24 protein-coding genes are annotated in these 23512 nt (G+C 43.2%); 12 read left to right on the top strand and 12 right to left on the bottom strand.

The window, feature by feature from the left end:
• Position 1: 1 nt before the first annotated feature.
• Together fabF and rnc are read left to right on the top strand one after the other, a co-directional pair.
• A complete protein-coding gene (fabF, locus tag ACFS5N_RS07905; RefSeq protein ID WP_377184013.1) occupies positions 2-1255 on the top strand; it encodes a beta-ketoacyl-ACP synthase II in 1254 nt (417 codons plus the stop codon).
• Between the two features lie 7 nt (positions 1256-1262).
• Entirely contained in the window at positions 1263-1988 is a 726-nt protein-coding gene (gene rnc / locus ACFS5N_RS07900) for a ribonuclease III (protein ID WP_377184011.1), read from the top strand.
• 200 nt (positions 1989-2188) lie between these two features.
• Here the strand turns inward: rnc and ACFS5N_RS07895 are convergent, their stop codons facing one another.
• A complete protein-coding gene (locus tag ACFS5N_RS07895) occupies positions 2189-2377 on the bottom strand; it encodes a cold-shock protein (protein WP_377184009.1) in 189 nt (62 codons plus the stop codon).
• Between the two features lie 71 nt (positions 2378-2448).
• Entirely contained in the window at positions 2449-2865 is a 417-nt protein-coding gene (locus ACFS5N_RS07890; RefSeq protein ID WP_377184007.1) for a PH domain-containing protein, read from the bottom strand.
• Positions 2866-2923: 58 nt separating this feature from the next.
• On the opposite strand from ACFS5N_RS07890, the gene ACFS5N_RS07885 reads away from it, so the two are divergent.
• A complete protein-coding gene (locus ACFS5N_RS07885) occupies positions 2924-3637 on the top strand; it encodes an SAM-dependent methyltransferase (RefSeq protein WP_377184005.1) in 714 nt (237 codons plus the stop codon).
• Positions 3638-5245 (top strand): FAD-dependent monooxygenase, encoded by a 1608-nt coding sequence (locus tag ACFS5N_RS07880; protein ID WP_377184002.1) that lies wholly within the window; start codon positions 3638-3640, stop codon positions 5243-5245.
• Here the strand turns inward: ACFS5N_RS07880 and miaE are convergent.
• The 4 genes from miaE to ACFS5N_RS07860 all read right to left on the bottom strand — a co-directional run bounded on the left by miaE (position 5242) and on the right by ACFS5N_RS07860 (position 8166).
• A complete protein-coding gene (gene miaE / locus ACFS5N_RS07875) occupies positions 5242-5841 on the bottom strand; it encodes a tRNA-(ms[2]io[6]A)-hydroxylase (protein ID WP_377184000.1) in 600 nt (199 codons plus the stop codon). The genes ACFS5N_RS07880 and miaE overlap by 4 nt on opposite strands.
• Positions 5842-5966: 125 nt before the next feature.
• The gene (nadD, locus tag ACFS5N_RS07870; RefSeq protein WP_377183998.1) at positions 5967-6539 is read right to left on the bottom strand and encodes a nicotinate (nicotinamide) nucleotide adenylyltransferase; all 573 of its coding nucleotides are present in this window, start codon (positions 6537-6539) and stop codon (positions 5967-5969) included.
• Between the two features lie 116 nt (positions 6540-6655).
• Positions 6656-7225 carry a guanylate kinase gene (gmk, locus tag ACFS5N_RS07865; protein ID WP_377183995.1) on the bottom strand — a complete coding sequence of 190 codons (570 nt, stop codon included), beginning with the start codon at positions 7223-7225 and terminating at the stop codon, positions 6656-6658.
• Positions 7226-7302: 77 nt separating this feature from the next.
• On the bottom strand, positions 7303-8166 hold the full coding sequence (locus ACFS5N_RS07860) for a YicC/YloC family endoribonuclease (RefSeq protein ID WP_377183993.1): 864 nt from the start codon (positions 8164-8166) through the stop codon (positions 7303-7305).
• Between the two features lie 153 nt (positions 8167-8319).
• Here ACFS5N_RS07860 and ACFS5N_RS07855 point away from each other — a divergent pair, with 153 nt between their 5' ends.
• On the top strand, positions 8320-9060 hold the full coding sequence (locus ACFS5N_RS07855) for a hypothetical protein (RefSeq protein ID WP_377183990.1): 741 nt from the start codon (positions 8320-8322) through the stop codon (positions 9058-9060).
• Here the strand turns inward: ACFS5N_RS07855 and ACFS5N_RS07850 are convergent.
• Both ACFS5N_RS07850 and ACFS5N_RS07845 read right to left on the bottom strand, forming a co-directional pair.
• Entirely contained in the window at positions 9057-9791 is a 735-nt protein-coding gene (locus tag ACFS5N_RS07850; RefSeq protein ID WP_377183987.1) for a hypothetical protein, read from the bottom strand. The genes ACFS5N_RS07855 and ACFS5N_RS07850 overlap by 4 nt on opposite strands.
• Before the next feature lie 98 nt (positions 9792-9889).
• Positions 9890-10897 carry an aspartate-semialdehyde dehydrogenase gene (locus ACFS5N_RS07845; RefSeq protein ID WP_377183985.1) on the bottom strand — a complete coding sequence of 336 codons (1008 nt, stop codon included), beginning with the start codon at positions 10895-10897 and terminating at the stop codon, positions 9890-9892.
• Positions 10898-11243: 346 nt separating this feature from the next.
• Here ACFS5N_RS07845 and ACFS5N_RS07840 point away from each other — a divergent pair, with 346 nt between their 5' ends.
• The 6 genes from ACFS5N_RS07840 to ACFS5N_RS07815 all read left to right on the top strand — a co-directional run bounded on the left by ACFS5N_RS07840 (position 11244) and on the right by ACFS5N_RS07815 (position 16479).
• On the top strand, positions 11244-12185 hold the full coding sequence (locus ACFS5N_RS07840) for an NAD-dependent epimerase/dehydratase family protein (protein WP_377183982.1): 942 nt from the start codon (positions 11244-11246) through the stop codon (positions 12183-12185).
• 173 nt (positions 12186-12358) lie between these two features.
• Positions 12359-13084 carry a YebC/PmpR family DNA-binding transcriptional regulator gene (locus ACFS5N_RS07835; protein WP_377183980.1) on the top strand — a complete coding sequence of 242 codons (726 nt, stop codon included), beginning with the start codon at positions 12359-12361 and terminating at the stop codon, positions 13082-13084.
• 92 nt (positions 13085-13176) lie between these two features.
• Positions 13177-13395: a DUF2442 domain-containing protein gene (locus ACFS5N_RS07830; protein ID WP_377183978.1), complete on the top strand. Its 219-nt coding sequence runs from the start codon at positions 13177-13179 to the stop codon at positions 13393-13395.
• 89 nt (positions 13396-13484) lie between these two features.
• Positions 13485-14300 carry a hypothetical protein gene (locus ACFS5N_RS07825; protein ID WP_377183975.1) on the top strand — a complete coding sequence of 272 codons (816 nt, stop codon included), beginning with the start codon at positions 13485-13487 and terminating at the stop codon, positions 14298-14300.
• 58 nt (positions 14301-14358) lie between these two features.
• Complete coding sequence (lepB, locus tag ACFS5N_RS07820) at positions 14359-15465, top strand: signal peptidase I (RefSeq protein WP_377183973.1); 1107 nt, start codon at positions 14359-14361, stop codon at positions 15463-15465.
• A gap of 201 nt (positions 15466-15666) precedes the next feature.
• Positions 15667-16479, top strand: a complete 813-nt coding sequence (locus ACFS5N_RS07815) for an enoyl-ACP reductase FabI (RefSeq protein WP_377183971.1) — start codon at positions 15667-15669, stop codon at positions 16477-16479.
• Between the two features lie 217 nt (positions 16480-16696).
• Here the strand turns inward: ACFS5N_RS07815 and recA are convergent, their stop codons facing one another.
• The 4 genes from recA to ACFS5N_RS07795 form a co-directional block, all read right to left on the bottom strand.
• Positions 16697-17710 (bottom strand): recombinase RecA, encoded by a 1014-nt coding sequence (recA, locus tag ACFS5N_RS07810; RefSeq protein WP_377183968.1) that lies wholly within the window; start codon positions 17708-17710, stop codon positions 16697-16699.
• A 182-nt stretch (positions 17711-17892) separates the two neighbouring features.
• On the bottom strand, positions 17893-18654 hold the full coding sequence (nth, locus tag ACFS5N_RS07805) for an endonuclease III (protein WP_377183966.1): 762 nt from the start codon (positions 18652-18654) through the stop codon (positions 17893-17895).
• 130 nt (positions 18655-18784) lie between these two features.
• A complete protein-coding gene (locus ACFS5N_RS07800) occupies positions 18785-18985 on the bottom strand; it encodes a hypothetical protein (RefSeq protein WP_377183964.1) in 201 nt (66 codons plus the stop codon).
• A gap of 669 nt (positions 18986-19654) precedes the next feature.
• Positions 19655-20239 carry an RNA polymerase sigma factor gene (locus ACFS5N_RS07795; protein ID WP_377183962.1) on the bottom strand — a complete coding sequence of 195 codons (585 nt, stop codon included), beginning with the start codon at positions 20237-20239 and terminating at the stop codon, positions 19655-19657.
• A 427-nt stretch (positions 20240-20666) separates the two neighbouring features.
• Here ACFS5N_RS07795 and uvrA point away from each other — a divergent pair, with 427 nt between their 5' ends.
• Positions 20667-23486 carry an excinuclease ABC subunit UvrA gene (gene uvrA, locus ACFS5N_RS07790; RefSeq protein ID WP_377186525.1) on the top strand — a complete coding sequence of 940 codons (2820 nt, stop codon included), beginning with the start codon at positions 20667-20669 and terminating at the stop codon, positions 23484-23486.
• Positions 23487-23512 lie beyond the last annotated feature (26 nt).

Raw genomic sequence — 23512 nt, 5'->3', positions numbered from 1 at the left:
GATGGAGTTTAAACGAGTTGTAGTAACCGGGCTAGGGGCACTTACTCCAATTGGCAATACAGTTTCAGAGTACTGGAACGGGTTGGTTAATGGAGTAAGTGGCGCTGCTTTGATCAAGAGTTTCGACACTACCTTGTTCAAAACTAAATTTGCGTGCGAAGTTAAAGGCTTTGATGCAGATGCATTTTTGGGCAGAAAAGATGCGCGTAAGCTTGATCCGTTTGTGCAATACGCCCTGTTTAGCACAGAAGAGGCAGTAAAAGACGCCGGTTTAGATTTTTCTAAGTTAGATGTGAGCCGCATTGGCGTTATCTGGGGTTCAGGCATCGGTGGTTTAAAGACGTTTTTAGATGAGGTTACCAATTTTGCCAAAGGCGATGGTACTCCGCGTTTCAATCCGTTCTTTATTCCTAAAATGATAGCTGATATTGCTCCCGGTCATATCTCTATAAAATATGGTCTGCGTGGACCAAACTTCTCTACAGTTTCGGCCTGTGCATCTTCAAACAATTCATTGATTGATTCATTTAACTATATCCGTTTGGGTAAAGCTAATATGTTTATCAGCGGTGGGTCTGAAGCAATTATTAATGAGGCCGGTATAGGCGGATTTAACGCTATGCACGCGCTTTCTGTACGTAACGATGACCCGGCAACGGCTTCACGTCCGTTTGACCTGGATCGCGATGGTTTTGTAGCTGGTGAAGGTGCTGGTACCATCATTCTGGAAGAACTGGAACATGCAAAAGCACGTGGCGCTAAAATATATGCCGAAATGATAGGCGGCGGGATGAGTGCTGATGCCTATCACATGACTGCTCCTCACCCTGAAGGTTTAGGTGCTGCTTTTGTAATGCGCGCCGCTCAGGAAGATGCAGGTATCACTCCGGCCGATATTGATTATGTAAATGTCCACGGCACATCAACTCCTATTGGCGACCCGCAGGAAATTAAGGCAATACAGGATGTATTTGGCGAACACGCTTATCGTATCAATATAAGCTCTACCAAATCAATGACGGGCCATTTATTAGGTGCCGCTGGCGCGGTTGAAGCTATTGCTTCAATTCTTGCACTCAACCACGGTATCATCCCACCAACCATTAACCATTTCACGGACGATCCAACCTTTGATCCAAAATTGAACTTTACATTTAATAAGGCTCAAAAACGCGACGTTAGCGTTGTGCAAAGCAATGGCTTCGGTTTCGGCGGCCACAATGCTTCGGTAATATTTAAAAAGTACGAAGAATAACTAGTGGATGCCTGTTGGTCGGATATATAAACTTTACTTTTCTCCAAACAGAAAATACGTTAAAGTATTAAAGAATTTGCTCGGCTTTGTGCCGGGCAATTTGTCTTTATACCGGTTGGCTTTTCGCCATAAGTCAGCCGCACAAAACGTAAAAAAGGGAGTTAAGAACAGTAATGAGCGTCTGGAATTTTTAGGCGATGCCGTTTTAGGCAGCGTTGTAGCTGAAGTGCTTTTTAAACTTTACCCTTACGAGGATGAGGGTTTTTTAACCGAACTGCGTTCAAAAATTGTAAGCCGCAATAACCTGAATCAGTTGGCCCGCAAGCTTGGTTTTGAACAGCTGATAGAATATGATAACCGGGCGCTGGGCCCAACCCGGCAGGGCTCGCTACTGGGCGATGCTTTCGAGGCCCTTATTGGCGCCGTGTATTTGGATAAAGGTTACGATTTTACCAAAAGTTTCCTGGTAAATAACATCATCAAAGCTCACGTGGATATCCATACCCTTGAGCAAACCGAAACCAATTTCAAAAGCAAACTTATTGAATGGTGCCAGCGCCATAGTAAAGACATTACATTCGATCTGGTTGAGAACGGAGACGGCGAGAATACTAAACTTTTCACCGTACAAGCCAGTGTTGATGGGCAGATTATGGGCCTGGGCAAAGAATTCAGCAAGAAAAACGCTGAAAAGCTTGCTGCTGAGAAGGCTTGCGAGGCGCTGGGGATATAATAATCAATAATTTCTTTTTTAAATAGAGCTGTCATTCTGAACGGAGTGAGGAGCTATTCTCTTGACGAAGTGAAAAATCTTATGCGCTTTTATAAGATCCTTCGCGGTGCTCAGGATGACAACTTAGAATATTTACATTAAACAAAAAGCCCGGTTGCAAACTGCAACCGGGCTTTTGAATACGATTAATATATATAGTTTTAAGCTAATTTTACATTTACCGCGTTAAGGCCTTTTCTGCCTTGTTGAGCCTCGTAGGTTACTTCGTCGTTTTCACGAACTTTGTCGATCAAGCCTGATACGTGTACAAAGATCTCTTCGCCGCTATCAGTTTTGATAAAGCCGAAACCTTTTGACTCATTAAAAAATTTTACTGTTCCTGTTGCCATTATAATTAATTGTTATTTACCGCAAGGTAAAGTAAAATATTTAATATTCAATACTTAGGATACTTTTTTGACTATTTTTTGTTTTTCGGCTCAAAGGTAATGGCAGGGTTAATGGCCTGCAGGTCGGCCACAAACCGGGTAATATCTGGTGGCGATATTACCACGCTGTCATAAGTATTGTAATTTATTTCAATACGGTTAAGCGACCATGCAGGGGCGCTCCACGCGCTGCTGGTTTCGGTAACTGATTTTATTTTGCTGATATCGATATCCGTATTGATCATAAATCCGGCGTGGATATTCAGTGTCTTACCATCGATAGTATAATAAGTACTTTTGAATCCATAGAACAAAATGATTCCAACTAAAACAATACTTACAAGCGGAATCCAGGTGTGGTGCGCAATTGAAACGGCGCTTAAGCTAAAAACTATCCCAATTAAAGGCAGAACGATAGCATAACCCAGTTTTGATTTGTAAACAGTCATAACATATAAGCTTTTTAGGTTAATCACAAGTTAGACAAAAAAAGCGCATTTTTGTAACATGCCTACAGGAACTCTTTTTTTGATCCCCGTACCACTGGCCGAGGATGCTGCTGCTAAAACCTTTACACCTTATCTGGTTGATACCGTTAATCATATCAAAGAATACATAGTAGAGAACGAGAAAACGGCGCGTCGCTTTCTGAAAGAAGCCGGGCTAAAAACGCCGCAAAGCGAGTTAATCATTCACGACTACGGCAAGCATAACCGAAACAACAGCTTAAAACCCTTTTTTGCTGGCTTACAGGCCGGGAATGATGTCGGCCTTATGAGCGAAGCCGGCTGTCCCGGTATTGCCGATCCTGGGGCGGATATTGTGGCCGAGGCGCACCGAAGAAATATAAAAGTAGTACCGCTAGTTGGCCCAAGCTCTATTTTGCTTGCGCTTATGGCATCGGGGTTTAACGGTCAGGGTTTTGCCTTTCAGGGATATTTACCCATTGATAAAGCTGAACGAAGCCGCAAGATCAAGGACTTGGAGAATTTGTCAGACCGCTTAAATCAAACCCAGATATTTATTGAGACGCCGTTCCGCAACAATCAATTGCTCGACGAGATATTGAAAACCGGTAATGCCAAAACCAAACTCTGCGTAGCCTGTAATCTTACAGCCCAAGATGAGTTGGTGCAAACAAAAACCATTGCTGAGTGGCAAACACAAGCGCCCGATCTACATAAAAAGCCAACTATTTTCTTACTATCGCGTTCTGCTTAAGTGATTACACCGCAGCATACCCAGGTTTTAATTATCGGCGCCGGCCCTTCGGGGTTAATGATGGCCGCGCAATTACTGCGCCATGGTTTACAACCAATTATTATCGACAGCAAAAAAGGCCCGACAGACCAATCTAATGCACTGGCTGTTCAGGCGCGTTCTTTAGAGATATACAGGCAGTTAGGGGTTGTCGATAAAGTGATTGCTAACGGTAAGCAAGCCGGTGGTGTAGCGCTTAATGAGGATGGCAGAAAACTGGCTGAACTTTCGCTGGAAGATACCGGTAAAGGTCAAACTAAATACCCTTTCGTCTTTTTGTATCAACAAAGCAAAAATGAACGCCTGCTGTTGGATTTTTTGACTGTTAATTGCTGCCCGGTTTATTGGGAAACCAACCTGATAACCGTCGTCCAAAATAATGATAGGGTTGAGGTGCACTTGCAATCAGGAGAAGAAACCGTGTTGGTTACCTGCGATTGGCTTGTTGGCGCCGATGGTGCACATAGTGCTGTCCGCAAGCAGTTGCAAATATCATTTACCGGAGATACCTATGCCCACGAGTTTTACCTGGCAGATGTTAAGTTGGACAATAAAGAGTTAGACGACACGCGCGTAGAACTGTTTCTGTCTAAACAAGGTTTCGCGGGATTGTTTCCTATGCCAGAGCAAGATCGCTACCGGCTTATTGGTAACCTTCCGTCAAACGTCACAAATACTCCTGACCTGCAATTGGAAGACGTAATGCCGCATCTTAACAGCGTAACTAATACAGTCATGAAGGTGACTGATCTTAAGTGGTTCACTACTTATCGCCTGCACCACCGTATGGCCGAAAACTTCAGGAAACAGCGTGCCTTTCTAATCGGCGACGCGGCACATATCCATTCGCCGGTTGGCGGGCAAGGCATGAATACCGGCTTACAGGATGCATATAACCTGGGGTGGAAATTGGCCGGGGTTTGCAGCGGTCAGCTTAATGAAAAGATATTGGCCAGTTATGCCGCCGAACGCATGCCGGTGGCCAAAGAGCTGCTCAATATCACCGACCGTTTATTTAAAGTAGTCATGTCAACCAATTGGTTAACCATGCTTTTCAAACGTTGGGCCTTGCCGGCACTGCTGAAATTTGCCTGGAGCAAGCCCAATCTCCGGGATGTGTTCTTTAAGCGGGCGTCTGAACTTTATATCAGCTACCGCCATAGTAATATCAGCCTGCATTTAAGCCAGGCTACGCAAGTTAAAGCAGGTGACAGGTTGCCATACCTAACGGTGTACGACGAAAAGAGGCAAACCGAAACTGACCTGCATGAGTGGTGCAGCAAACCGGGCTTTACGCTGATTGTATTAGGGAAATTGCAGGAGATAGACCTGTTTGCGCTGGCTAAATGGATTACGCAGAGTTACAATGGCGCGCTTAATTTCTTCTATCTTCCGCCATCGACGAAAAATCAACACATCTTCGATCAATTTGAAATCGCCGAAGGCAAAAAGAAAGCGCTGGTTGTGCGGCCCGATATGCATATCGGCTTTATTAATGACGTGGTGGATATTGATATGATGGATAACTACCTCAATAATGTAGTGGGCCAAAACAAGGCGGTAAATTAACCGTGGATGGTTTCTGATTTGCCGTAGTTTTTAACTACTTCAGCCTCATAAGCCAAAAATTCTTTCCAGCGCGCGTCTACATCAACATTCTCTGCGTATTTTTTTGCCAGGTTAATGAACATGGCATAGTGGGTGGCCTCGCTAATCATCAGCTCGTGGTAAAACGCAGATAATTCCTTGTCGTTAATGTTTTCTGAAAGTACTTTAAAACGCTCACAACTTCGAGCCTCTATCATGGCAGAAAACAGCAGGCGGTCAATCAATTGAGCTTCGCGGCCGCCTCCTATAATAATAAACTTACGCAGCTCATTCACATAATCATCTTTACGCTCGCGGCCCAGCACAAAGCCACGATCCAGAATAATTTGATGAACACGTTTAAAGTGTTCCATTTCTTCCTGTACCAACTCAGTCATTTGCTGTACAAGCTCGCTCAGGTTTGGGTTCTGAACAATTAAGGTAATCGCATTTGAGGCCGCCTTTTGCTCGCAAAAAGCATGGTCAACCAACAGCTCTTCAATATTACTTTCCACTACGTTTTTAACCCATTTCGGGTCGGTTGGTAGCTGTAGTTTTAAGATAGTTTTCTCACTCACGGGACAAAGATAGGGTATTTCGCCAATACCGTCATGCCGAACTTGTTTCGGCACCCCACATGCTCAGGGAGAAGAATACCTGTCCTGTAGGATCCTGAAACAAGTTCAGGATGACAGATCGGTGATTACCTGTACAAACTCTTACTCTCAATAAACTTCAATACCGGGTCAGGAACAAAAAACTGTACGTTCTTTTTTTCGGCGATTGATTTGCGGATGAATGTAGCTGACAGCTCCATTTGTGGGGTCATGGTAATGGTTACTGACGGATGCGAGGCCAGTTCAGCATTTTCATAGCCCGGGCGAGGGTAAACAAATATCTGATGATCGCGAAGAATAAGCTTATAGTTTTTCCATTTATGCAGGCTCACCAGGTTGTCTGAACCCATGATAAGTGCAAATTCGTGTTGCGGATATTTTTCTTTAAGATGGGTTAGCGTGTCGATGGTATATGACGGTTGCGGCAGTTTCAATTCGACATCACTCACTTCGATGTTTTGTGCATTATCTGTAGCCAGTTTAGCCATTTCCAAACGATCGTAAGTATTAATCAGGTCGTCATACTTTTTAAAAGGATTTTGGGGCGATACAACCAGCCAAACTTTATCAAGTGTGGTATGATTAGCCAGGTAGTTAGCTATTATCAGGTGACCAATGTGTATGGGATTAAATGAACCGAAGAATAATCCTATTTTCATTTTAAATATTTGCAGTCTCGAAGGTAACTAAGCAGGCATTTAACCGGTGCCATTTTCCGGGGGAATAGATAGCGTGGCCGAACAATCCGTTGCATCCGGCATATGCCTGCTGCAAATTATTTTGCCAGGAAATTCTTCACCAGCTGTTCAGCTTCTGCACATGCCGTCTGAAGATCGTGATTTTTGAGTATAATATCAAATCGGGGAGCGTAATTCAGTTCCTTTTCTGCTTTAGCAAAGCGTTCTTTTAGTTTTTCTTCGCTATCGGTACCACGCCCAACCAGTCGCTGCTTCAAAACCTCTAATGACGGCGGTTGTACAAATATCGCCAGGGCCTGGTGCTCATACTTACGTTTAAGGTGTAAACCTCCCTCAACGTCAATGTCAAATATTACGGCTTTGCCTTCGTCCCATATACGCTCAATCTCTGTACGTAAGGTGCCGTAAAAAGTGCCTGAATACACTTCTTCAAACTCAACAAATTGTTTTTTGGCAATGCGGTGCAAAAACTCTTCTTTGCTTATAAAATAATATGATTTACCGGGCTGCTCATCACCGCGCGGCTCGCGGGTGGTAGCCGAAATAGAAAACTCAAGTTCAGGAAATTTAGTAAGCAGATGCTTTACAATGGTGGTTTTGCCGGCTCCTGACGGTGCAGAAAATATAATGAGTTTTCCTTCTTTCATTATTGTCATTAGTCATTGGTCATCAGTCATTGGTCAATAGTGTTTGAATGACTAATGACCAGTGACCAATAAGCAAATTACAGTACGTTTAACAGTTGTTCTTTAATTTTTTCAAGCTCTTCTTTCATGCCAACCACCAGTTTCTGGATATTGGCATCATTAGCTTTTGAGCCTAGCGTATTTATCTCGCGGCCTATTTCCTGTGAGATGAAACCAAGCTTTTTACCATTGGCATCATCATTCTTTAAAGTTTCCAGGAAATAGTCACAATGTGTTTTCAGGCGAACTTTTTCTTCAGTAATATCAAGCTTGTCAATGAAGTAGATCAGTTCCTGCTCAAAACGGTTCTGATCAATCGCTTCGCGGCCTACTGCCTCTGCCAAAAACTGATCCAGGCGTTCGCGGATAATCGGTATACGTTTTGGCTCTTCAATCTCAATAAGTTTCAGGTTTTGCAAAATAATGTCGATACGATATCTCAAATCCTGTTCTAACACATCGCCTTCATCACGTCTAAACTGCTGGAAGGCAGTCATTGCCTGGTTAAACGTTCTTTCAACCAATTTCCATTCATCGTCTGATAAAGTTTCTTCGTCGTATTTAACCACCTCAGGCAAACCCAAAGCTAACTGCAATAAATTGCCGGCCGGTTCATTCAGCTCTGCGCTAACGGCCTTTAGTTGTTCGAAATAATTTTTTAAAAGCGCGGTATCAATGCCGGCTGCTTTTGCGGCTGTATTGGCTTGCTCAACATTTATAGAAAGGTTTACCTTACCGCGTTCAATTTGCTTGCTGCAATCGGTACGCAGTTGAAACTCTTTTTCAGAGAAAATTTTGGGCAGGCGCAATGACAGTTCGAGAAACTTACTGTTCAGGGATTTAATTTCGACGGTATATTTGGTGTTACCTGAGTCGAAACTGGCAATTCCATATCCTGTCATGGATTTTATCATGCGCAAAGATAGTTTTTTTTTATTTACAGCTGTCACTGTGATATTAAAAGGCTTATACATACGTTAATACACAACCACTAACCGCTAAAAATTAACATTTTTTTACAATTGTACTCAGTTGCAATCATTAGCTTTGTGTTCTTGAACAAATTATATCCATACCATCGTCTCAGCATTTTAATTGCTTTTTTAGTTAGCTTAACCTTTAGCGTTTCTGCGCAGGAACTCGCTTTTTATAAAGGTGTGGTCTTTAAAAAGAACTCGCCGGTTACCATAGCCTTGGTTAGTGTAAAAAACCTAAGCCGTAAAAACCTCGAGGTTGTGACAGACGACGTTGGCGCTTTCCGCATTCAGGCAGCCATAGGCGATACCCTGCTTTTCAGAAAGGATGATTATACACCGCAAATTATTGTCATCCAAAATTACTCACCGTTAAGCGTTTATTTACAAGCTGTTATTCACCTTAACCAGGTTACTGTTAAAGAAACCAGCCAGCAAAAGGCCATGCAGGATGTAATGGATAACTACAAGAAAAAGGGCCAGTATTACACGCTTGACCCGAGTGTGATGTCGGTTTTAAAATCACCGCTTACGGGTTTATATGAGTTGTTCGGCAAATCGCCAGAGCAGGCCCGTAAATTCAGACAGTATACCAAAGAAGAGAATGAGCGGATAGAAGTGGCCAGGCGATATAACCGTACCCTGGTAAAGAAAATAACCAATATGCCAGACGAGGATCTGGAAGACTTTATGTTCAACTTTACGCCCAATATTGAAGATATACGGGTGTGGAACGATTACGATATTGTGAGTTATATTAAACGATCATACGCTTACTTTAAAGATAATCGTAATGATTATAAGATACAGAAGCTGAATTAGTTTTTTACTTTCTCGAAGTACTTGCCGGTGAATTTGTAGGTGATGAATTTCGAAGTTGGCTTGCTATCGCCAGTAATTAAAGGCAGTTGGATTGTTTTGGTTGCGGCATCGAAATTAATATCAAATTTTTCATACCAACCATTGTCATATTCGTAATATAATTGGTTGTGCATCCCGGTTACAGTTTTTATAAGTTTTATGTCGTCCCTTAACTTCCCATTTATAATAGAAAATACCTTTACACCATTCATTCCGAGCTTTGTTGAACCTATGTTTAACCATATAGCTAAATAATACTTTTGTGTATTGGCGGTAAAGGTGTACATCTTGTAATAGTTTGGCCTACTATCTCCTTCTGTTTTTGGCATATCGATGGTCGAGATAGTACCATTCCCAGATTTATACTGAAATAGACTTTCGAAATAATGCATGGTTCCTCCGGTCCAGGTGTCCCATGAATATATCCTAAATAACCCGTCTGTAGAAGTTGAAATGTCTAAGTGTGCTTTTTTCAAAGATTCAAATGATTGATCAAGTGTGGCTGGATACTTTTCAGTGTAATATTTCAACTTTTTTGCAAAGTCATCGTTCGCTTTATCAATCTCGGGAGAATTGCTATCAATCTTTTTAAGTAAACGCAACAGATCTGCCTCAATAGCTTTAGGTGTTTGTGCGAATGCGGTAATAGAAAAAGAAAGGCAAATAAAAGCCGCCAGTTTAATAACTTTCATCGATAAGGTTTTATTAAATAAAAATAGGGATAATCTTTCGATCATCCCTATTCTATTTAAAATCAGACTAATCTCTAGTCTCCAATCATTAATCTCTACTACGCCTCTACCGGCTGGCCTACCAAATGGTTAGCAACTAAGTATTCAGCAATCTGCACGGCATTAGTAGCGGCGCCTTTACGCAGGTTGTCTGACACTATCCAGCAATTCAATGTGTTTGGCTGGCTCTCATCGCGACGGATACGGCCTACAAATACCTCGTCTTTATCATGAGCGTCTAAAGGCATTGGGTATTTCAGATTTGCAACATCGTCAGTTACAACCACACCTGGCGCTTTTGACAGGATATCTCTAACCTCAGCCAGGTCAAAATCATTTTCAAATTCAATATTTACTGATTCTGAGTGACCGCCCATAACCGGGATACGAACAGTGGTAGCGGTTACGCGGATGCTGTCGTCGCCCATGATCTTGTTGGTTTCTTTCACCATTTTCATTTCCTCTTTGGTGTAACCGTTTTCGGTAAACACGTCGATATGAGGTAATACGTTCAGGTCTATTTTGTATGGATACGCCATTGGGCCATCTATACCGGCACGCTCGTTCATTAACTGGTCGACAGCTTTAACGCCGGTACCGGTTACTGATTGGTAAGTTGAAACAACAACACGTTTTATTTTATAACGATCATGCAACGGTTTTAAAGCCACCACCATTTGTATGGTTGAGCAGTTAGGATTAGCAATGATCTTATCTTCGGGAGTTAAAACATTGGCATTAACCTCTGGCACAACCAGTTTTTTGGTTGGGTCCATACGCCATGCCGATGAGTTATCAATTACAGTAGTGCCTGCTGCTGCAAAAAGCGGTGCCTGAGCCAATGAAGTGCTGCCACCTGCAGAGAATATAGCAATATCCGGCTTCTGTTTAATCGCATCCTCAACAGAAATTACCTTATAAGCCTTACCCTTGAAAGTGATTTCTTTACCTACACTTTTCTCTGATGCGACTAATAATAGCTCTGTAATGGGGAAGTTGCGTTCTTCAAGAACCTGCAACATTTTGGTACCTACCAGTCCGGTGGCACCTACAACTGCGATTTTCATTGTATTTAAATTGTTTTTTTAATAGCAATGAAGCTGCCTCGCGGCGGTTTCATTGTGTTAAATTGTTTTTTAATGGCAATGAAGCTGCCTGCGGCGGTTTCATTGTGTTAATTTGTTTGTTCTTTGGTAATGAAGCTGCCTGCGGCGGTTTCATTGTGTTAATTTGTTTGTTCTTTGGTAATGAAGCTGCCTCGCGGCGGTTTCATTTTTAAATTGTTAATTAATAATTTTTTATTGGAGGGCAAATATCGGTATTTTTTGCTTAATAGTGAGCACTTAATGTTAATGATATGTTGTCATAATCATTCAAATCAAATTTTTACCTTTGCCTTAACTGATACTCTTTATGACCGAAACTATAATTGTGCTGGGTTCCAATGGACAAATTGGTACCGAGCTTGTAATGGCCCTGCGCGCTAAGCACGGCAACAATCAGGTAATTGCATCTGATATCAGAACGACCGATAATGCCGCTATAAACTCGGGCCCGTTTGAGCTGATCAATGTACTTGATAAAGAAAATCTTAACCAAATATTTGAAAAATACCGCCCTACGCAAGTTTATTTGCTTGCCGCCATCTTATCTGCCGTAGGCGAAAAAAAACCGAAGCTGGCCTGGGATCTGAATATGAATGGCCTGCTGAATGTGCTCGATTTGGCGGTAGAATTTAAAACCGCTAAAGTTTTCTGGCCAAGCTCAATAGCTGTTTTCGGGCCGCACTCGCCAATTGAAAATACGCCACAGTTTTGCATTATGGACCCTAACTCGGTTTATGGTTTCAGTAAACTGGCCGGCGAGCGCTGGTGTGAGTATTACTTTTTAAAATATGGATTAGATGTGCGTAGTATCCGTTATCCGGGATTGATAGGCTGGCGCTCTGAACCGGGTGGCGGCACTACCGATTATGCTGTCGATATTTTTCATAGGGCTTTGGCCGAGGGCAAGTTCGAAAGCTTTCTTTCGGCCAATACCGCTTTGCCAATGATGTATATGGAAGACGCTATCCGCGCTACTATCGAACTGATGGAAGCACCTGCTGATAAATTGACGATCCGTTCATCGTATAACTTGGGCGGCATTAGCTTTACACCAGCTCAGCTATCCGCAGAAATTAAAAAACATTTGCCCGATTTTGAGATCAGCTACGCTGAAAATGATCCGCGTCAGGCTATTGCTGACAGCTGGCCAAACAGTATTGACGATACAGTGGCCCAAAACGATTGGGGCTGGAAACAAAAATTCGATCTGGCAAGTATGACGGCGGATATGCTGGAGAATTTGAAATAATTTTTTCTATACGTCATGCTGAACTTGTTTCAGCATCCCACGCGCTAAGCAATTTGGAATATCCTGTGGGATGCCGAAATAAATTCGGCATGACGTGTTGTTCTTAATCTATCCTAACTAAACATTATATTTGCACCTCAAAATCCTGCCTAACAGGGTTTATTAAGCATACTATGGGAAGAGCATTCGAATTCCGTAAAGAAAGAAAATTTAAGCGTTGGGCCAAGATGGCCGTACAATTTACCCGTTTGGGTAAAGAGATAGTGATGGCAGTTAAAGCTGGTGGCGGCGACCCTACTACCAATTCGCGTTTACGTACTGCTGTGCAAAATGCCAAGGCAGTAAACATGCCTAAAGACCGTGTTGAGGCCGCCATAAAACGCGCCACCAACCGCGATGAAAAAGACTACGAAGAGCTGGTATACGAAGGCTATGCAGCGCACGGTGTTGCCGTATTGGTTGAAACAGCAACCGACAATACTAACCGTACCGTTGCTAACGTGCGCAGCTACTTTACCAAATATGACGGTGCGCTCGGCAAAACCGGTTCGCTTGATTTTATTTTTACCCGTAAAGCTGTATTTACCTTTATACCGGGCGACCGCGATCTGGAAGAACTAGAGTTTGAACTGATTGACGCCGGTTTAGAAGATCTGTTTGTTGAGGCTGATGAGGAAGGTAATGACGTTGCCGTAATTCATACTGCCTTTGAGGATTTTGGTAAGATGCAAAAGACTTTGGAGGAAATGGGAATTGAAACCAAATCGGCTAAGTTAGAGCGCATCCCGCAATCGTTTAAAGAAGTGACCGAAGAGCAGGCAGTAGACGTATTGAAATTGATTGACCGTTTAGAGGAAGACGACGACGTACAAGCGGTTTACCATAACATGGCCGAATAGGCTCAATTCAATTCTCTCCGCCAGTTGGCGGAAGGGCTTTTAATTAAAAATAAAAAGTCTCCCCTGCCGGGGGAGATTTAAAGGGGGCCGTTATGCCGTTATTTACCACACGCAAACAAGAAAAGAAAGCTAAGGTTGTTTTTAGTGACGACTTGCTTTTGATTGAGTTTGAAGGTGGTAAAACCCAGGTTTTTCCGTTGGATTGGTTCCCGGCCCTGAAAACAGCCAGCGATGAAGATCGCACCGATTGGGAGCAAACCGATAAGGGTATACGGTTTAATAAATTGAATGTGGAAGTTTTTACTTCTTAGAATCAGGAAACAAGAGTCAAGAAACAAGATATATAATAAATATATTCAAAGTCTTGACTCTTGCTTCTTGGCTCTTGATTTTAAATAAAATGACTTTCGAAGAGTTTTTCAAAAAGAAGCGGATTGACCTGGCGGCTTTAAAACAAGCCCAGCCTGCGCTGTTTGCTGAATTTGAACTGCACTTTGAACAGATGGGTGAAAAAAGTTTCGACCATACCAAGAAGTATTGGTTCAATAAACTACGAAGCCAATATCATTTAGCTCCCGAAATAAAAGCAGAAAAGCCGAAAGTTGAAAATCAGCTGGCGGAACAAACTGTAGCTGAAGAGTTAAATGAAATGGGGGCTCCTGCAAAACCTAAGGTGGGTTTTACGCCGCGATTCAAAGCGCCGGCCAAGCCTGCCGATGAAGCGCCGGTTCAGGAAGAAGAAAAATCAGCCCAAATTGAAGGCGAAAAGCCGAAAGGCTTCACGCCACGTTTTAAAGCGGGAGTCACTAAGCCGGTAGAACCTGCTGCGCCTGTACCAGACGTTAAGAAAGAGGAATCGCTTGCTGCTGAAGACAAACCGAAGATTGGTTTCACGCCTCGCTTTAAAGCAGGTGTTACCAAACCCGCCGACCCCAAAGTCGAGGAATCATCGCCTGTGGAAGCGAAACCTGCCGAAGAAAAGTTGACAGAAGAAAAGCCGAAAATTGGTTTTACCCCTCGCTTTAAAGCAGGTGTAACCAAAACGTCTGCAGAACCACCAAAAGTGGAGGTGTCCGCTCCATCTGAGGGAAAGCCGGTTGAAGACATCCCCCAAAAACTTGAAGAACAGCCAGCCGAAGAAAAACCCAAAATAGGGTTCACGCCTCGATTTAAAGCTGGTGTAACCAAACAAGCTCCGCCAACTGCCGAAGAATAAAATTTAGCAGTAACATTTCACTGTATAAATGGTCTAAGTTTCACAGAAACTTAGCATCATGAATTGGAAACAAAATTTCTTTAAGAAAACTCCCAAAACAGACAAGCCAAAAAAATCAAAAACCCGCGAGTGGGTTGACGCGGTTGTGTTTGCCGTTATTGCGGCTACCATTATCCGCGGCTTGCTGTTTTCAGCCTATGCCATCCCTTCCGGCTCGATGGAAGGCACCGAGCTTACCGGCGACTATTTGTTTGTAAGCAAGATAAGCTATGGCCCGCGTATGGCTAATACGCCGCTGGCTATCCCATTTACTGAACCGGTGATGTATGGTGTTAAAACGTACTCTGGCGCTATCCAATTGCCTTATTTGCGGTTACCAGGTTTGGGGCATATCAAAAACCGGGATATCGTAGTGTTTAATAAACCTGATGAAGCTGGTCCGGAATATAATATCCCTACCGATGAACGTACCACGCTCATTAAACGTTGCCAGGCCATACCGGGCGATATATTAACTATTGTAAATAGCCAGGTTTATATCAACGGCAAACCAGCGCCGAATGCGCCTAAACAGCAAACATCATATGCGGTGACTACAACGGGTTTAAACATTAACCCGGATATTATGAAGGAGCAAAATATTTCTATCCGTCAGCAACTGGGCCCAGATACTTATGAAATGATCATGCCCGCGTCAGCAGCTGCCGTGTTGAAGGGTTATTCAAATATCAAAAGCATTACACCGGTTATCGCCCCTGCCGGTACCTACGACCCGGAGATATTTCCGCACAATGAAAAGTTTAAATGGAACGTTGATAATTACGGACCTATCCGCTTGCCAAAAAAAGGCTGGACTACGCCGTTGAGTGACTCGACACTTACCTTATATCGTCGTGCTATCGAGGTTTATGAAAACAATAAGGTTGAAGTAAACGGAAAAGATATTTTGATTAATGGCAAAAAAGCAGACAACTACACCTTTAAAATGGATTATTACTGGATGATGGGTGATAATCGGCATGATTCATTGGATTCACGCTTCTGGGGTTACGTGCCCGAAGACCATGTTGTTGGTAAAGCCATACTGACTTTCTTCAGTACTGATTCGACACAAAGTTTCTTTAACAAGATTCGCTGGAACAGGGTTTTGAGGCCGATCGATTAAGTAACTTATTATAATAAGATTTTGTCATCCCGAGCATAGCGAGAGATCTATACACGCGCTTAGCAAAGAGTGACTGTATATGTATAGATTTCTCCTTTCAGTCGAAATGACAGGGTTATTAGGTTTACCGCCCCTCAATTTATATTTAATTGTAATTCAAGAAATACCTACCTTTGCCGACATTATAATCAAAAAATCAACATGGCTTATAATTTATTAAAAGGCAAAAAAGGAATAATTTTTGGCGCACTGGATGAAAACTCTATCGCCTGGAAAACTGCGCTGCACTGTCATGCAGAAGGTGCCGAAATTGTGTTAACTAACGCCCCGATAGCTTTGCGCATGGGTGCGATAAATCAACTGGCCGAGGCTATTAACGCTCCGGTTATCCCTGCCGATGTTACTGTTGCTGCTGATATTGAAAACCTGTTTCAAAAATCAATGGAACACTTTGGTGGTCAGGTTGATTTTGTGCTGCATTCAATAGGCATGAGCATCAACGTACGTAAAGGTATCCCTTACTACGAGAACAACTACGAGTTTACCCACAAAGGTTTCGATATATCTGCATTAAGTTTACACCGCGTGTTGCAAACTGCCATGAAGCTGGATGCAATCTCAGAGTGGGGTTCGGTTGTTGCTTTAACTTATATTGCTGCTCAGCGTGTATTCCCTGATTACAATGACATGAGCGATAACAAAGCTGTTTTAGAGAGCATTGCCCGTAACTTTGGTTACTACTACGGTACCAAAAAGAGAGTGCGTATCAACACCGTATCACAATCGCCAACCCGCACTACAGCAGGTTCGGGTGTGAAAGGGTTTGACGGCTTTATTAACTATGCCGAGAAAATGAGCCCGCTGGGTAATGCTAGCGCCGACCAATGTGCTGATTACCTGGTTACCTTATTTTCTGACCTCACCAGAATGGTTACCATGCAAAATCTTTTCCACGACGGCGGTTTCTCTTTCACCGGCGTTACGCAGGCTGTTATTGAGCAGATGGAAAAATAATATTGATGTTGATATCAATGGACAAAGCCGTCCGCCAACTGGCGGACGGCTTTGTCGTTTTCGTAAACTATGCCTCCGCGGTTTAGTGATTCTGGTCTGCCCGCCGGCATACCACAACAATATTTGACAAGCAAACAAGAGCAACCCACATAAAAAAATCCCCTCCGTTTTGGTGGAGGGGACTTCTATTATTGAAAGATCACTCTTTAAAAAAAAACTATTCAGTTTCTACACTCAGTTTATCGCCGGTAACCTCTTCTTTGATCTTGGCTTCCAGTTCGTCCATTAATTCCGGGTTATCCAAAATTAGTTGTTTCACCGCATCCCGGCCCTGGCCTAAGCGGGTTTCGCCATAGCTAAACCATGAGCCCGATTTTTTGATGATGTTATGCTCAACGCCCAGGTCAATAATTTCGCCGGCTTTTGAAATACCTTCGCCAAACATAATGTCAAACTCGGCAATACGGAACGGCGGAGCAACTTTATTTTTAACGATTTTAACTTTAACACGGTTACCTGATACCTCATCGGTATCTTTAATTTGTGATATACGGCGAACGTCTAAACGTACCGAAGCGTAGAATTTCAATGCGTTACCACCGGTTGTAGTTTCGGGGTTACCAAACATAACGCCAATCTTGTCGCGCAGCTGGTTGATGAAAATGCAGCAGCATCCGGTTTTAGCAATAGTACCGGTTAGCTTACGTAAAGCCTGCGACATTAAACGTGCATGTAAGCCCATTTTTGAGTCGCCCATTTCGCCCTCAATCTCAGCTTTTGGTACCAGGGCCGCAACCGAATCGACAACTAAAATATCAATAGCACCAGAGCGGATCAGGTTGTCAGCGATCTCTAAAGCCTGCTCGCCATTATCGGGTTGTGATATCAAAAGGTTCTCCACATCAACGCCTAATTTCTTAGCGTAAAAACGGTCGAACGCGTGCTCGGCATCAATAAACGCAGCAATGCCGCCTTTGCGTTGTGCCTCGGCAATAGCGTGGATAGCTAAAGTGGTTTTACCTGACGATTCGGGACCGTAGATCTCAATAACACGGCCCTTTGGCAAACCGCCTACGCCCAAAGCGATATCCAAACCTAATGAACCTGTAGGTATAACCTCAGTAGGTTCAATAACGTTATCGCCCAGCTTCATGATGGTGCCTTTACCGTATGATTTTTCCAACTTATCCAGCGTAAGTTGCAATGCTTTCAATTTATCTGCGTTACTCATCTTTTAATAATATCTTTAGCAAATATAAAACTTATTTTTAATAATGCTAATTAATTTAGTAAAAAAAATTAGCCCCCTCTACTCTCCCCCGGTAGGGGAGACTTAAAATATCATTCAGCCCATCCGCCAACTGGCGGAGAGGGTTTGTGTAGGGCTGAATTTAGTCAACCTTATTCTTTCAATCAATTATTCTTATCAACACTGCGTTTCTGCAGTTCCTTGCTAATGGCATTCATTGATTTTTTCAATTTGGCATCCTTAGCCTTCTTTAATTTCAAAGCTTCGGCTTTTTTTAACGCTTTCTCGGTATGCGTGCGTTCGTAATATCTGCAAAACCACGTAAGCGGGCAAATGTCGCATTTGGGGCTTCGGGCTATGCAGATGTACCGGCCGTGTAATATTAACCAATGGTGCGCAATAGCCAGTGTGTTTTGTGGCAGGTATTTAACCAGTTGCTTTTCAACAGCCAACGGTGTACGGGCGTTGGTGGTCAGTCCAATTCTGTCCGCCACGCGAAAAACATGCGTATCAACAGCAATAGCCGGCGCATCATAAACTACCGAAGCGATGACGTTTGCTGTTTTGCGGCCTACGCCCGGCATTTTCTGCAACTGGTCGACATCCGAAGGAACAACACCGCCAAAATTTGTCAATAAAACTTTAGCCATGCCTACCAAATGTTTAGCCTTATTATTAGGGTAGCTCACACTACGGATATAAGTGAACACCTCGTCAGCGTCGCTGGCTGCCAAACTAGCGGCATCGGGGAAACGTTTAAAAAGGGCCGGCGTAACCTGGTTGATACGCTTGTCGGTACATTGCGCCGACAGGATCACCGCAACCAGCAGCTCAAAGGGGTTTGAATAATGTAATTCGGTCTCGGCTTGTGGCTGATGTTTAGAGAAATACTCCAGGAAATGTTGGTAGCGTTCTGCTCGTTGCATAGCGGTTTGTTAACCATCAAAAATAAAAGAAAGTGGGCCCAATGGCGCCAAAACTTTTAAACAAAAAATCCCGGACAGATTAGCGACTATCCAGGATTGAAAAGATTTTTTAAAATCGCCCGTTTAACAACTAACGCTTACTTTTTGAATAATCAAGAATGTAATGAATGGTCTGTAGCTTTGGTTTTTTTTCAATCAGCTCCAGCTCTGTGCGTAACGAGTGATAAAAAATCACTTCATCTGCCTCGAGGCTCTCTTTTAAATTTTCTTTCTTCACTTCGTCGTTGTTTTGGTTAGCGACTGCGTTTAAAGTAGTAGAGGTTTCACCCATAAGCTTGTGGTTTGTTGATCAGTTTGTTTGTATAAATTGTATAACGTACACTTTATCAGGTTTATTTTACGAAGATGAAAATTAAATGAAATTTTTCTTTTTACGTAGAAAATCCACCCGATTATTAATTAAAACAATCATGATTTTTCACCGAACTCAATTCGGCAAAGGTTTTGGAGAGGTTGTACTGCTTTGGTTAAAAACAATAACAGTGCTTAAACGACGCTTTTAAAGCGATATTGTTGCTGATGTAAATTCGTTACAAATTGTTGTTTGGTTGGCTGGTTCAGTAGTTCAGTGCTGGATCGGTTCATTAGTAAAATAGGTGCACGCGTCAGGGTTCTCTTCTTTGGAAGATGCAGGGGGGCAATGGATCTCGCGCGATTCCCTCCCTCGGGAGGGGCAGGGAGGGGTTTAACAAAGCGACAAGCAACCAATCACTGATTAACCAAACTCAAATCACTAAAACCATGGCATTGCCTGCGGCCGACTCCGTCAGCTGACGGACGGTATCCGCTGCTATCGCTAATGCATTGTCTTAACCTTGATTTGTAAGATTAAAGGATTGAGAGAGCGAGAAGAGCGACTAGTAATATTCAAAACCCAACAAAAAAGGCCATGCGCCCCTAAGCACATAGCCTCTTCAATGAGAAATTACTATTTGGAAAACTAATTTTTTAAGCTCAGCTCCTTCGTCTGCATCATTTTACGCAGATTATTAAGGGCATAGCGCATACGGCCCAGCGCAGTGTTAATACTAACTTCGGTAATGTCGGCTATTTCTTTAAAGCTCATATCGCCAAAGTGGCGCATAATCAATACTTCTTTCTGTTCAGACGGAAGTTTTTGTATCAGTGTTTTTAAATCTCTGTGGGTTTGCTCGCGCACCATACGGTCTTCAGTGCTTTCGTCGTAATTGCCAAGCACCTCAAAAATGTCAAAGTCATCGCCATTGCTTACCATTGGCGCGCGCTTTTCGCGGCGAAAATGGTCAATAACCAGGTTGTGCGCAATACGGGTAACCCAGGGTAAAAATTTGCCCTCTTCATTATATTTGCCGGCGCGCAGGGTATTAATAACTTTTATGAAGGTATCCTGAAAAATATCCTCAGCAAGGTAATCGTCCTTTACTAACAGATAAATGGAAGTATATATCTTGGTTTGATAACGGCGAATCAGTTCAACCAGCCCTTGTTCGTCGCCGCCAATGTACAGATGGATTAGATCCTGATCACTTTGCAATTGTAAATCCATATAAAGCGTTTACTTTAACTTATTAGTTCAATAAAATGTTAAGTATAGCTTCTAATCGATACAGATTGCTTTAGGGGTGAATAAAATTGTTACATCAAATAAAACAATTTTAATCTTAAAAAGCAAATAATTTTTTTGTGTCAAAATATTTATTGCATCGTGCTATTATTTGGATGCTGCTAAATATTTTAGGAATTTTGCAATTCTGAAAAAATCGGCTCAATTATTGGCTATTGCTTGTTAGACTGGGTTTTGAGGAAAAGGTTTAACGCTTATGTGTTAATGGGTTATAGTTAGCTGTTCATAGTGAATGGTTCATAGTTCATAGTGTCGGATCGTGTGTTTTCACATCCACATAAATGCCATGAATCACTATTCATCAACTATTAGCTATAAACTACGAACCATCAACCATCAACTAAAAAGAATGAACGAAGCAGATAAAGATCCGCAAAAAAATATCATTATAAAGGGCAGCCGGGTGCATAACCTCAAAAATATTGATGTGGCTATCCCTAAAAACAAACTGGTGGTAGTTACCGGTATGTCTGGCTCTGGCAAGTCGTCCCTGGCTTTTGACACGCTGTATGCCGAGGGCCAGCGACGTTATGTAGAAAGCTTGTCGGCCTACGCGCGTCAGTTTTTGGGTAGAATGAATAAGCCCGATGTTGATTACATTAAAGGCATTGCCCCCGCTATTGCTATTGAGCAAAAAGTTATTACCTCAAACCCCCGGTCGACAGTTGGCACATCAACCGAGATTTATGATTACCTGAAGCTGTTGTTCTCGCGCATTGGTAAAACCATTTCGCCGGTATCAGGTAATGTGGTTAAAAAGGATTCAGTGACGGACGTTATTAACTTTATAATGACCCTGCCTGACGATACGCCGGTTACCATATTGGGCCCGCTGCATCCGCACAATAACCGCAGCTTAAAAGAGGAGCTGGCGGTATTGATGCAAAAAGGTTTCGTAAGGGTGGAATATGAAGGCAAGATAGCTCGTATTGAATCGCTATTGGAAGATGAGAGCATAGCGAATGCCCCGCTGGTAGGTGAGCATGGCCTCAGGATAGTTGTCGACCGTGTAACCAAAGACACTACCGACGAGACTCTGAGCCGCCTGGGCGACTCTATCCAAACCGCCTTTTTTGAAGGTAAGGGCGATTGCTATGTTTACTATCCGGATCCGTCTACCGGCTATGAGCAGCAACGCTTTTTCTGCGACCGCTTCGAGCTTGATGGTATTAAATTTGAAGAACCTACGCCAAATTTCTTTAGCTTCAATAACCCGTATGGCGCTTGCAAACGCTGCGAGGGCTATGGCAAGGTGATTGGTATTGACGAGGACCTGGTAATACCTGATAAAAGCAAAACTGTTTACGAGGGCGCTATTGCACCATGGCGCGGTGAGAAAATGCGCGAGTGGAACGATCAGCTGGTGAAACATGCTTTAAAGTTTGACTTTCCCATCCATCGCCAATACAACCAGTTGACGGAAGAGCAACAGCAGCTACTGTGGAAGGGTAACCAATACTTTCGCGGACTGGACGAGTTTTTTAAGGAGATGGAGGCGCAGACCTACAAGATCCAATACCGTGTTATGTTATCGCGTTATCGCGGTAAAACTACCTGCCCGGATTGTAAGGGCAGCCGTTTGCGTCATGATGCTACTTATGTTAAGATCAATGGCAAATCGATAACCGATATTGTCCTGATGGCGCTGGATAAAGCCTCTGAGTTTTTCAGTGACCTGGAGCTAAGCGAAAACGACGGCAAAATAGGTAAACGATTGCTGGCCGAAATTACCAGTCGTTTAAACTTTTTGAATGATGTGGGCCTAAGTTATCTGACTTTGAATCGTCTTTCGAACACGTTGTCTGGAGGCGAGTCGCAGCGTATTAATTTAGCTACGTCGTTGGGTAGTAGTTTGGTGGGTTCTATTTATGTGTTGGACGAGCCGAGTATCGGCCTGCATCCGCGCGATACCCAGCGACTGATCGGTGTATTAAAATCGCTGCGCGATGTAGGTAATACCGTGTTGGTGGTTGAGCACGAGGAGGAAGTAATGAAAGCCGCCGACCATATCATAGACATTGGCCCGGCGGCAGGCACTCACGGTGGCGAACTCATTTTTAGCGGCGACTATAACGCCATCATTAAAGACGACAACAGCCTTACCGGTAAATACCTGAGCGGCCAGGAAGAAATTGCCATCCCTAAACAGCGCCGCAAATGGCACGACTTTATCGAGATAAAAGGTGCCCGCGAGAATAACCTCAAACATGTGGATGTAAAGTTTCCGCTGGGTGTTTTTACGGCTGTTACTGGTGTATCTGGTTCGGGTAAAACCAGTTTGGTAAAACGCATTTTAGCACCTGCCCTGCAAAAAGCTCTGGGCAATTACAATGGCGAGCAAACCGGCAGTTATGATGCTATTGAGGGTGATTATAATAAGATAGAACAAGTAGAACTGGTTGACCAAAACCCTATAGGCCGTTCGTCGCGCTCCAACCCGGTTACTTATGTTAAGGCCTGGGACGATATCCGTAACCTGTACGCTGCCCGCCCTGCCGCTAAAGCAGCCGGACTAAAACCATCTGCATTCTCATTTAACGTAGAGGGCGGCCGTTGCGACGTTTGCCAGGGCGAGGGTGAAGTAAAGATAGAGATGCAGTTTATGGCCGATATCTTCCTGACCTGTGAAACCTGCGGCGGCAAGCGTTTTAAACAACATATTTTAGACGTTACCTATAATGACAAAAACGTAGCCGATGTACTGGCCATGACCATTGAGGATGCCTTAGAATTCTTCGCTGCCGAGCCTAAGATCATCGCCAAAATAAAACCGCTGTATGATGTGGGTTTGGGCTACGTACAATTGGGGCAATCGTCAAATACCCTGTCGGGTGGCGAGGCGCAGCGTATCAAACTGGCGTCGTTTTTGGTGAAGGGCAATAACCCGCATAAAACGCTGTTTGTATTTGACGAGCCAACCACCGGTTTGCATTTTGCAGATATCAAGAAGCTCTTAAAATCTTTTGATGCCTTGTTAGAGCACGGCAATACCATTATTGTCATTGAGCACAACATGGATGTGATCAAATGTGCCGACTGGGTTATAGATATAGGTCCCGAAGGTGGCGATCGCGGTGGAAACGTGGTGTTTGAAGGTTTGCCGGAGGATTTGATTAAGTTAAAAGACAGTTATACCGGGCAATTTTTGGCTGAAAGGTTTGACAGTTAAACTATCAAGCGTAAATAATAAATAAA

Origin of the sequence: Mucilaginibacter ximonensis, assembly GCF_042686265.1 — a bacterium.
Taxonomy (GTDB): Bacteria; Bacteroidota; Bacteroidia; order Sphingobacteriales; family Sphingobacteriaceae; genus Mucilaginibacter; species Mucilaginibacter ximonensis.
Note: the sequence above shows the minus strand (reverse complement) of the source record. Positions and strands in the feature narration are given on the sequence as shown.

Excerpts from the sequence above, each read along its gene's own strand:
- lepB (WP_377183973.1), top strand. The coding sequence starts at position 14,359 with ATGAATTGGAAACAAAATTTCTTTAAGAAAACTCCCAAAACAGACAAG.
- ACFS5N_RS07860 (WP_377183993.1), bottom strand. The coding sequence starts at position 8,166 with ATGACAGGATATGGAATTGCCAGTTTCGACTCAGGTAACACCAAATAT.
- ACFS5N_RS07795 (WP_377183962.1), bottom strand. The coding sequence starts at position 20,239 with ATGGATTTACAATTGCAAAGTGATCAGGATCTAATCCATCTGTACATT.
- ACFS5N_RS07885 (WP_377184005.1), top strand. The coding sequence starts at position 2,924 with ATGCCTACAGGAACTCTTTTTTTGATCCCCGTACCACTGGCCGAGGAT.
- ACFS5N_RS07825 (WP_377183975.1), top strand. The coding sequence starts at position 13,485 with ATGACTTTCGAAGAGTTTTTCAAAAAGAAGCGGATTGACCTGGCGGCT.
- ACFS5N_RS07895 (WP_377184009.1), bottom strand. The coding sequence starts at position 2,377 with ATGGCAACAGGAACAGTAAAATTTTTTAATGAGTCAAAAGGTTTCGGC.
- ACFS5N_RS07800 (WP_377183964.1), bottom strand. The coding sequence starts at position 18,985 with ATGGGTGAAACCTCTACTACTTTAAACGCAGTCGCTAACCAAAACAAC.
- recA (WP_377183968.1), bottom strand. The coding sequence starts at position 17,710 with ATGAGTAACGCAGATAAATTGAAAGCATTGCAACTTACGCTGGATAAG.
- nadD (WP_377183998.1), bottom strand. The coding sequence starts at position 6,539 with ATGAAAATAGGATTATTCTTCGGTTCATTTAATCCCATACACATTGGT.
- ACFS5N_RS07850 (WP_377183987.1), bottom strand. The coding sequence starts at position 9,791 with ATGAAAGTTATTAAACTGGCGGCTTTTATTTGCCTTTCTTTTTCTATT.
- ACFS5N_RS07830 (WP_377183978.1), top strand. The coding sequence starts at position 13,177 with ATGCCGTTATTTACCACACGCAAACAAGAAAAGAAAGCTAAGGTTGTT.
- nth (WP_377183966.1), bottom strand. The coding sequence starts at position 18,654 with ATGCAACGAGCAGAACGCTACCAACATTTCCTGGAGTATTTCTCTAAA.
- uvrA (WP_377186525.1), top strand. The coding sequence starts at position 20,667 with ATGAACGAAGCAGATAAAGATCCGCAAAAAAATATCATTATAAAGGGC.
- ACFS5N_RS07840 (WP_377183982.1), top strand. The coding sequence starts at position 11,244 with ATGACCGAAACTATAATTGTGCTGGGTTCCAATGGACAAATTGGTACC.
- ACFS5N_RS07815 (WP_377183971.1), top strand. The coding sequence starts at position 15,667 with ATGGCTTATAATTTATTAAAAGGCAAAAAAGGAATAATTTTTGGCGCA.
- fabF (WP_377184013.1), top strand. The coding sequence starts at position 2 with ATGGAGTTTAAACGAGTTGTAGTAACCGGGCTAGGGGCACTTACTCCA.
- ACFS5N_RS07835 (WP_377183980.1), top strand. The coding sequence starts at position 12,359 with ATGGGAAGAGCATTCGAATTCCGTAAAGAAAGAAAATTTAAGCGTTGG.
- ACFS5N_RS07890 (WP_377184007.1), bottom strand. The coding sequence starts at position 2,865 with ATGACTGTTTACAAATCAAAACTGGGTTATGCTATCGTTCTGCCTTTA.
- ACFS5N_RS07845 (WP_377183985.1), bottom strand. The coding sequence starts at position 10,897 with ATGAAAATCGCAGTTGTAGGTGCCACCGGACTGGTAGGTACCAAAATG.
- gmk (WP_377183995.1), bottom strand. The coding sequence starts at position 7,225 with ATGAAAGAAGGAAAACTCATTATATTTTCTGCACCGTCAGGAGCCGGC.
- rnc (WP_377184011.1), top strand. The coding sequence starts at position 1,263 with ATGCCTGTTGGTCGGATATATAAACTTTACTTTTCTCCAAACAGAAAA.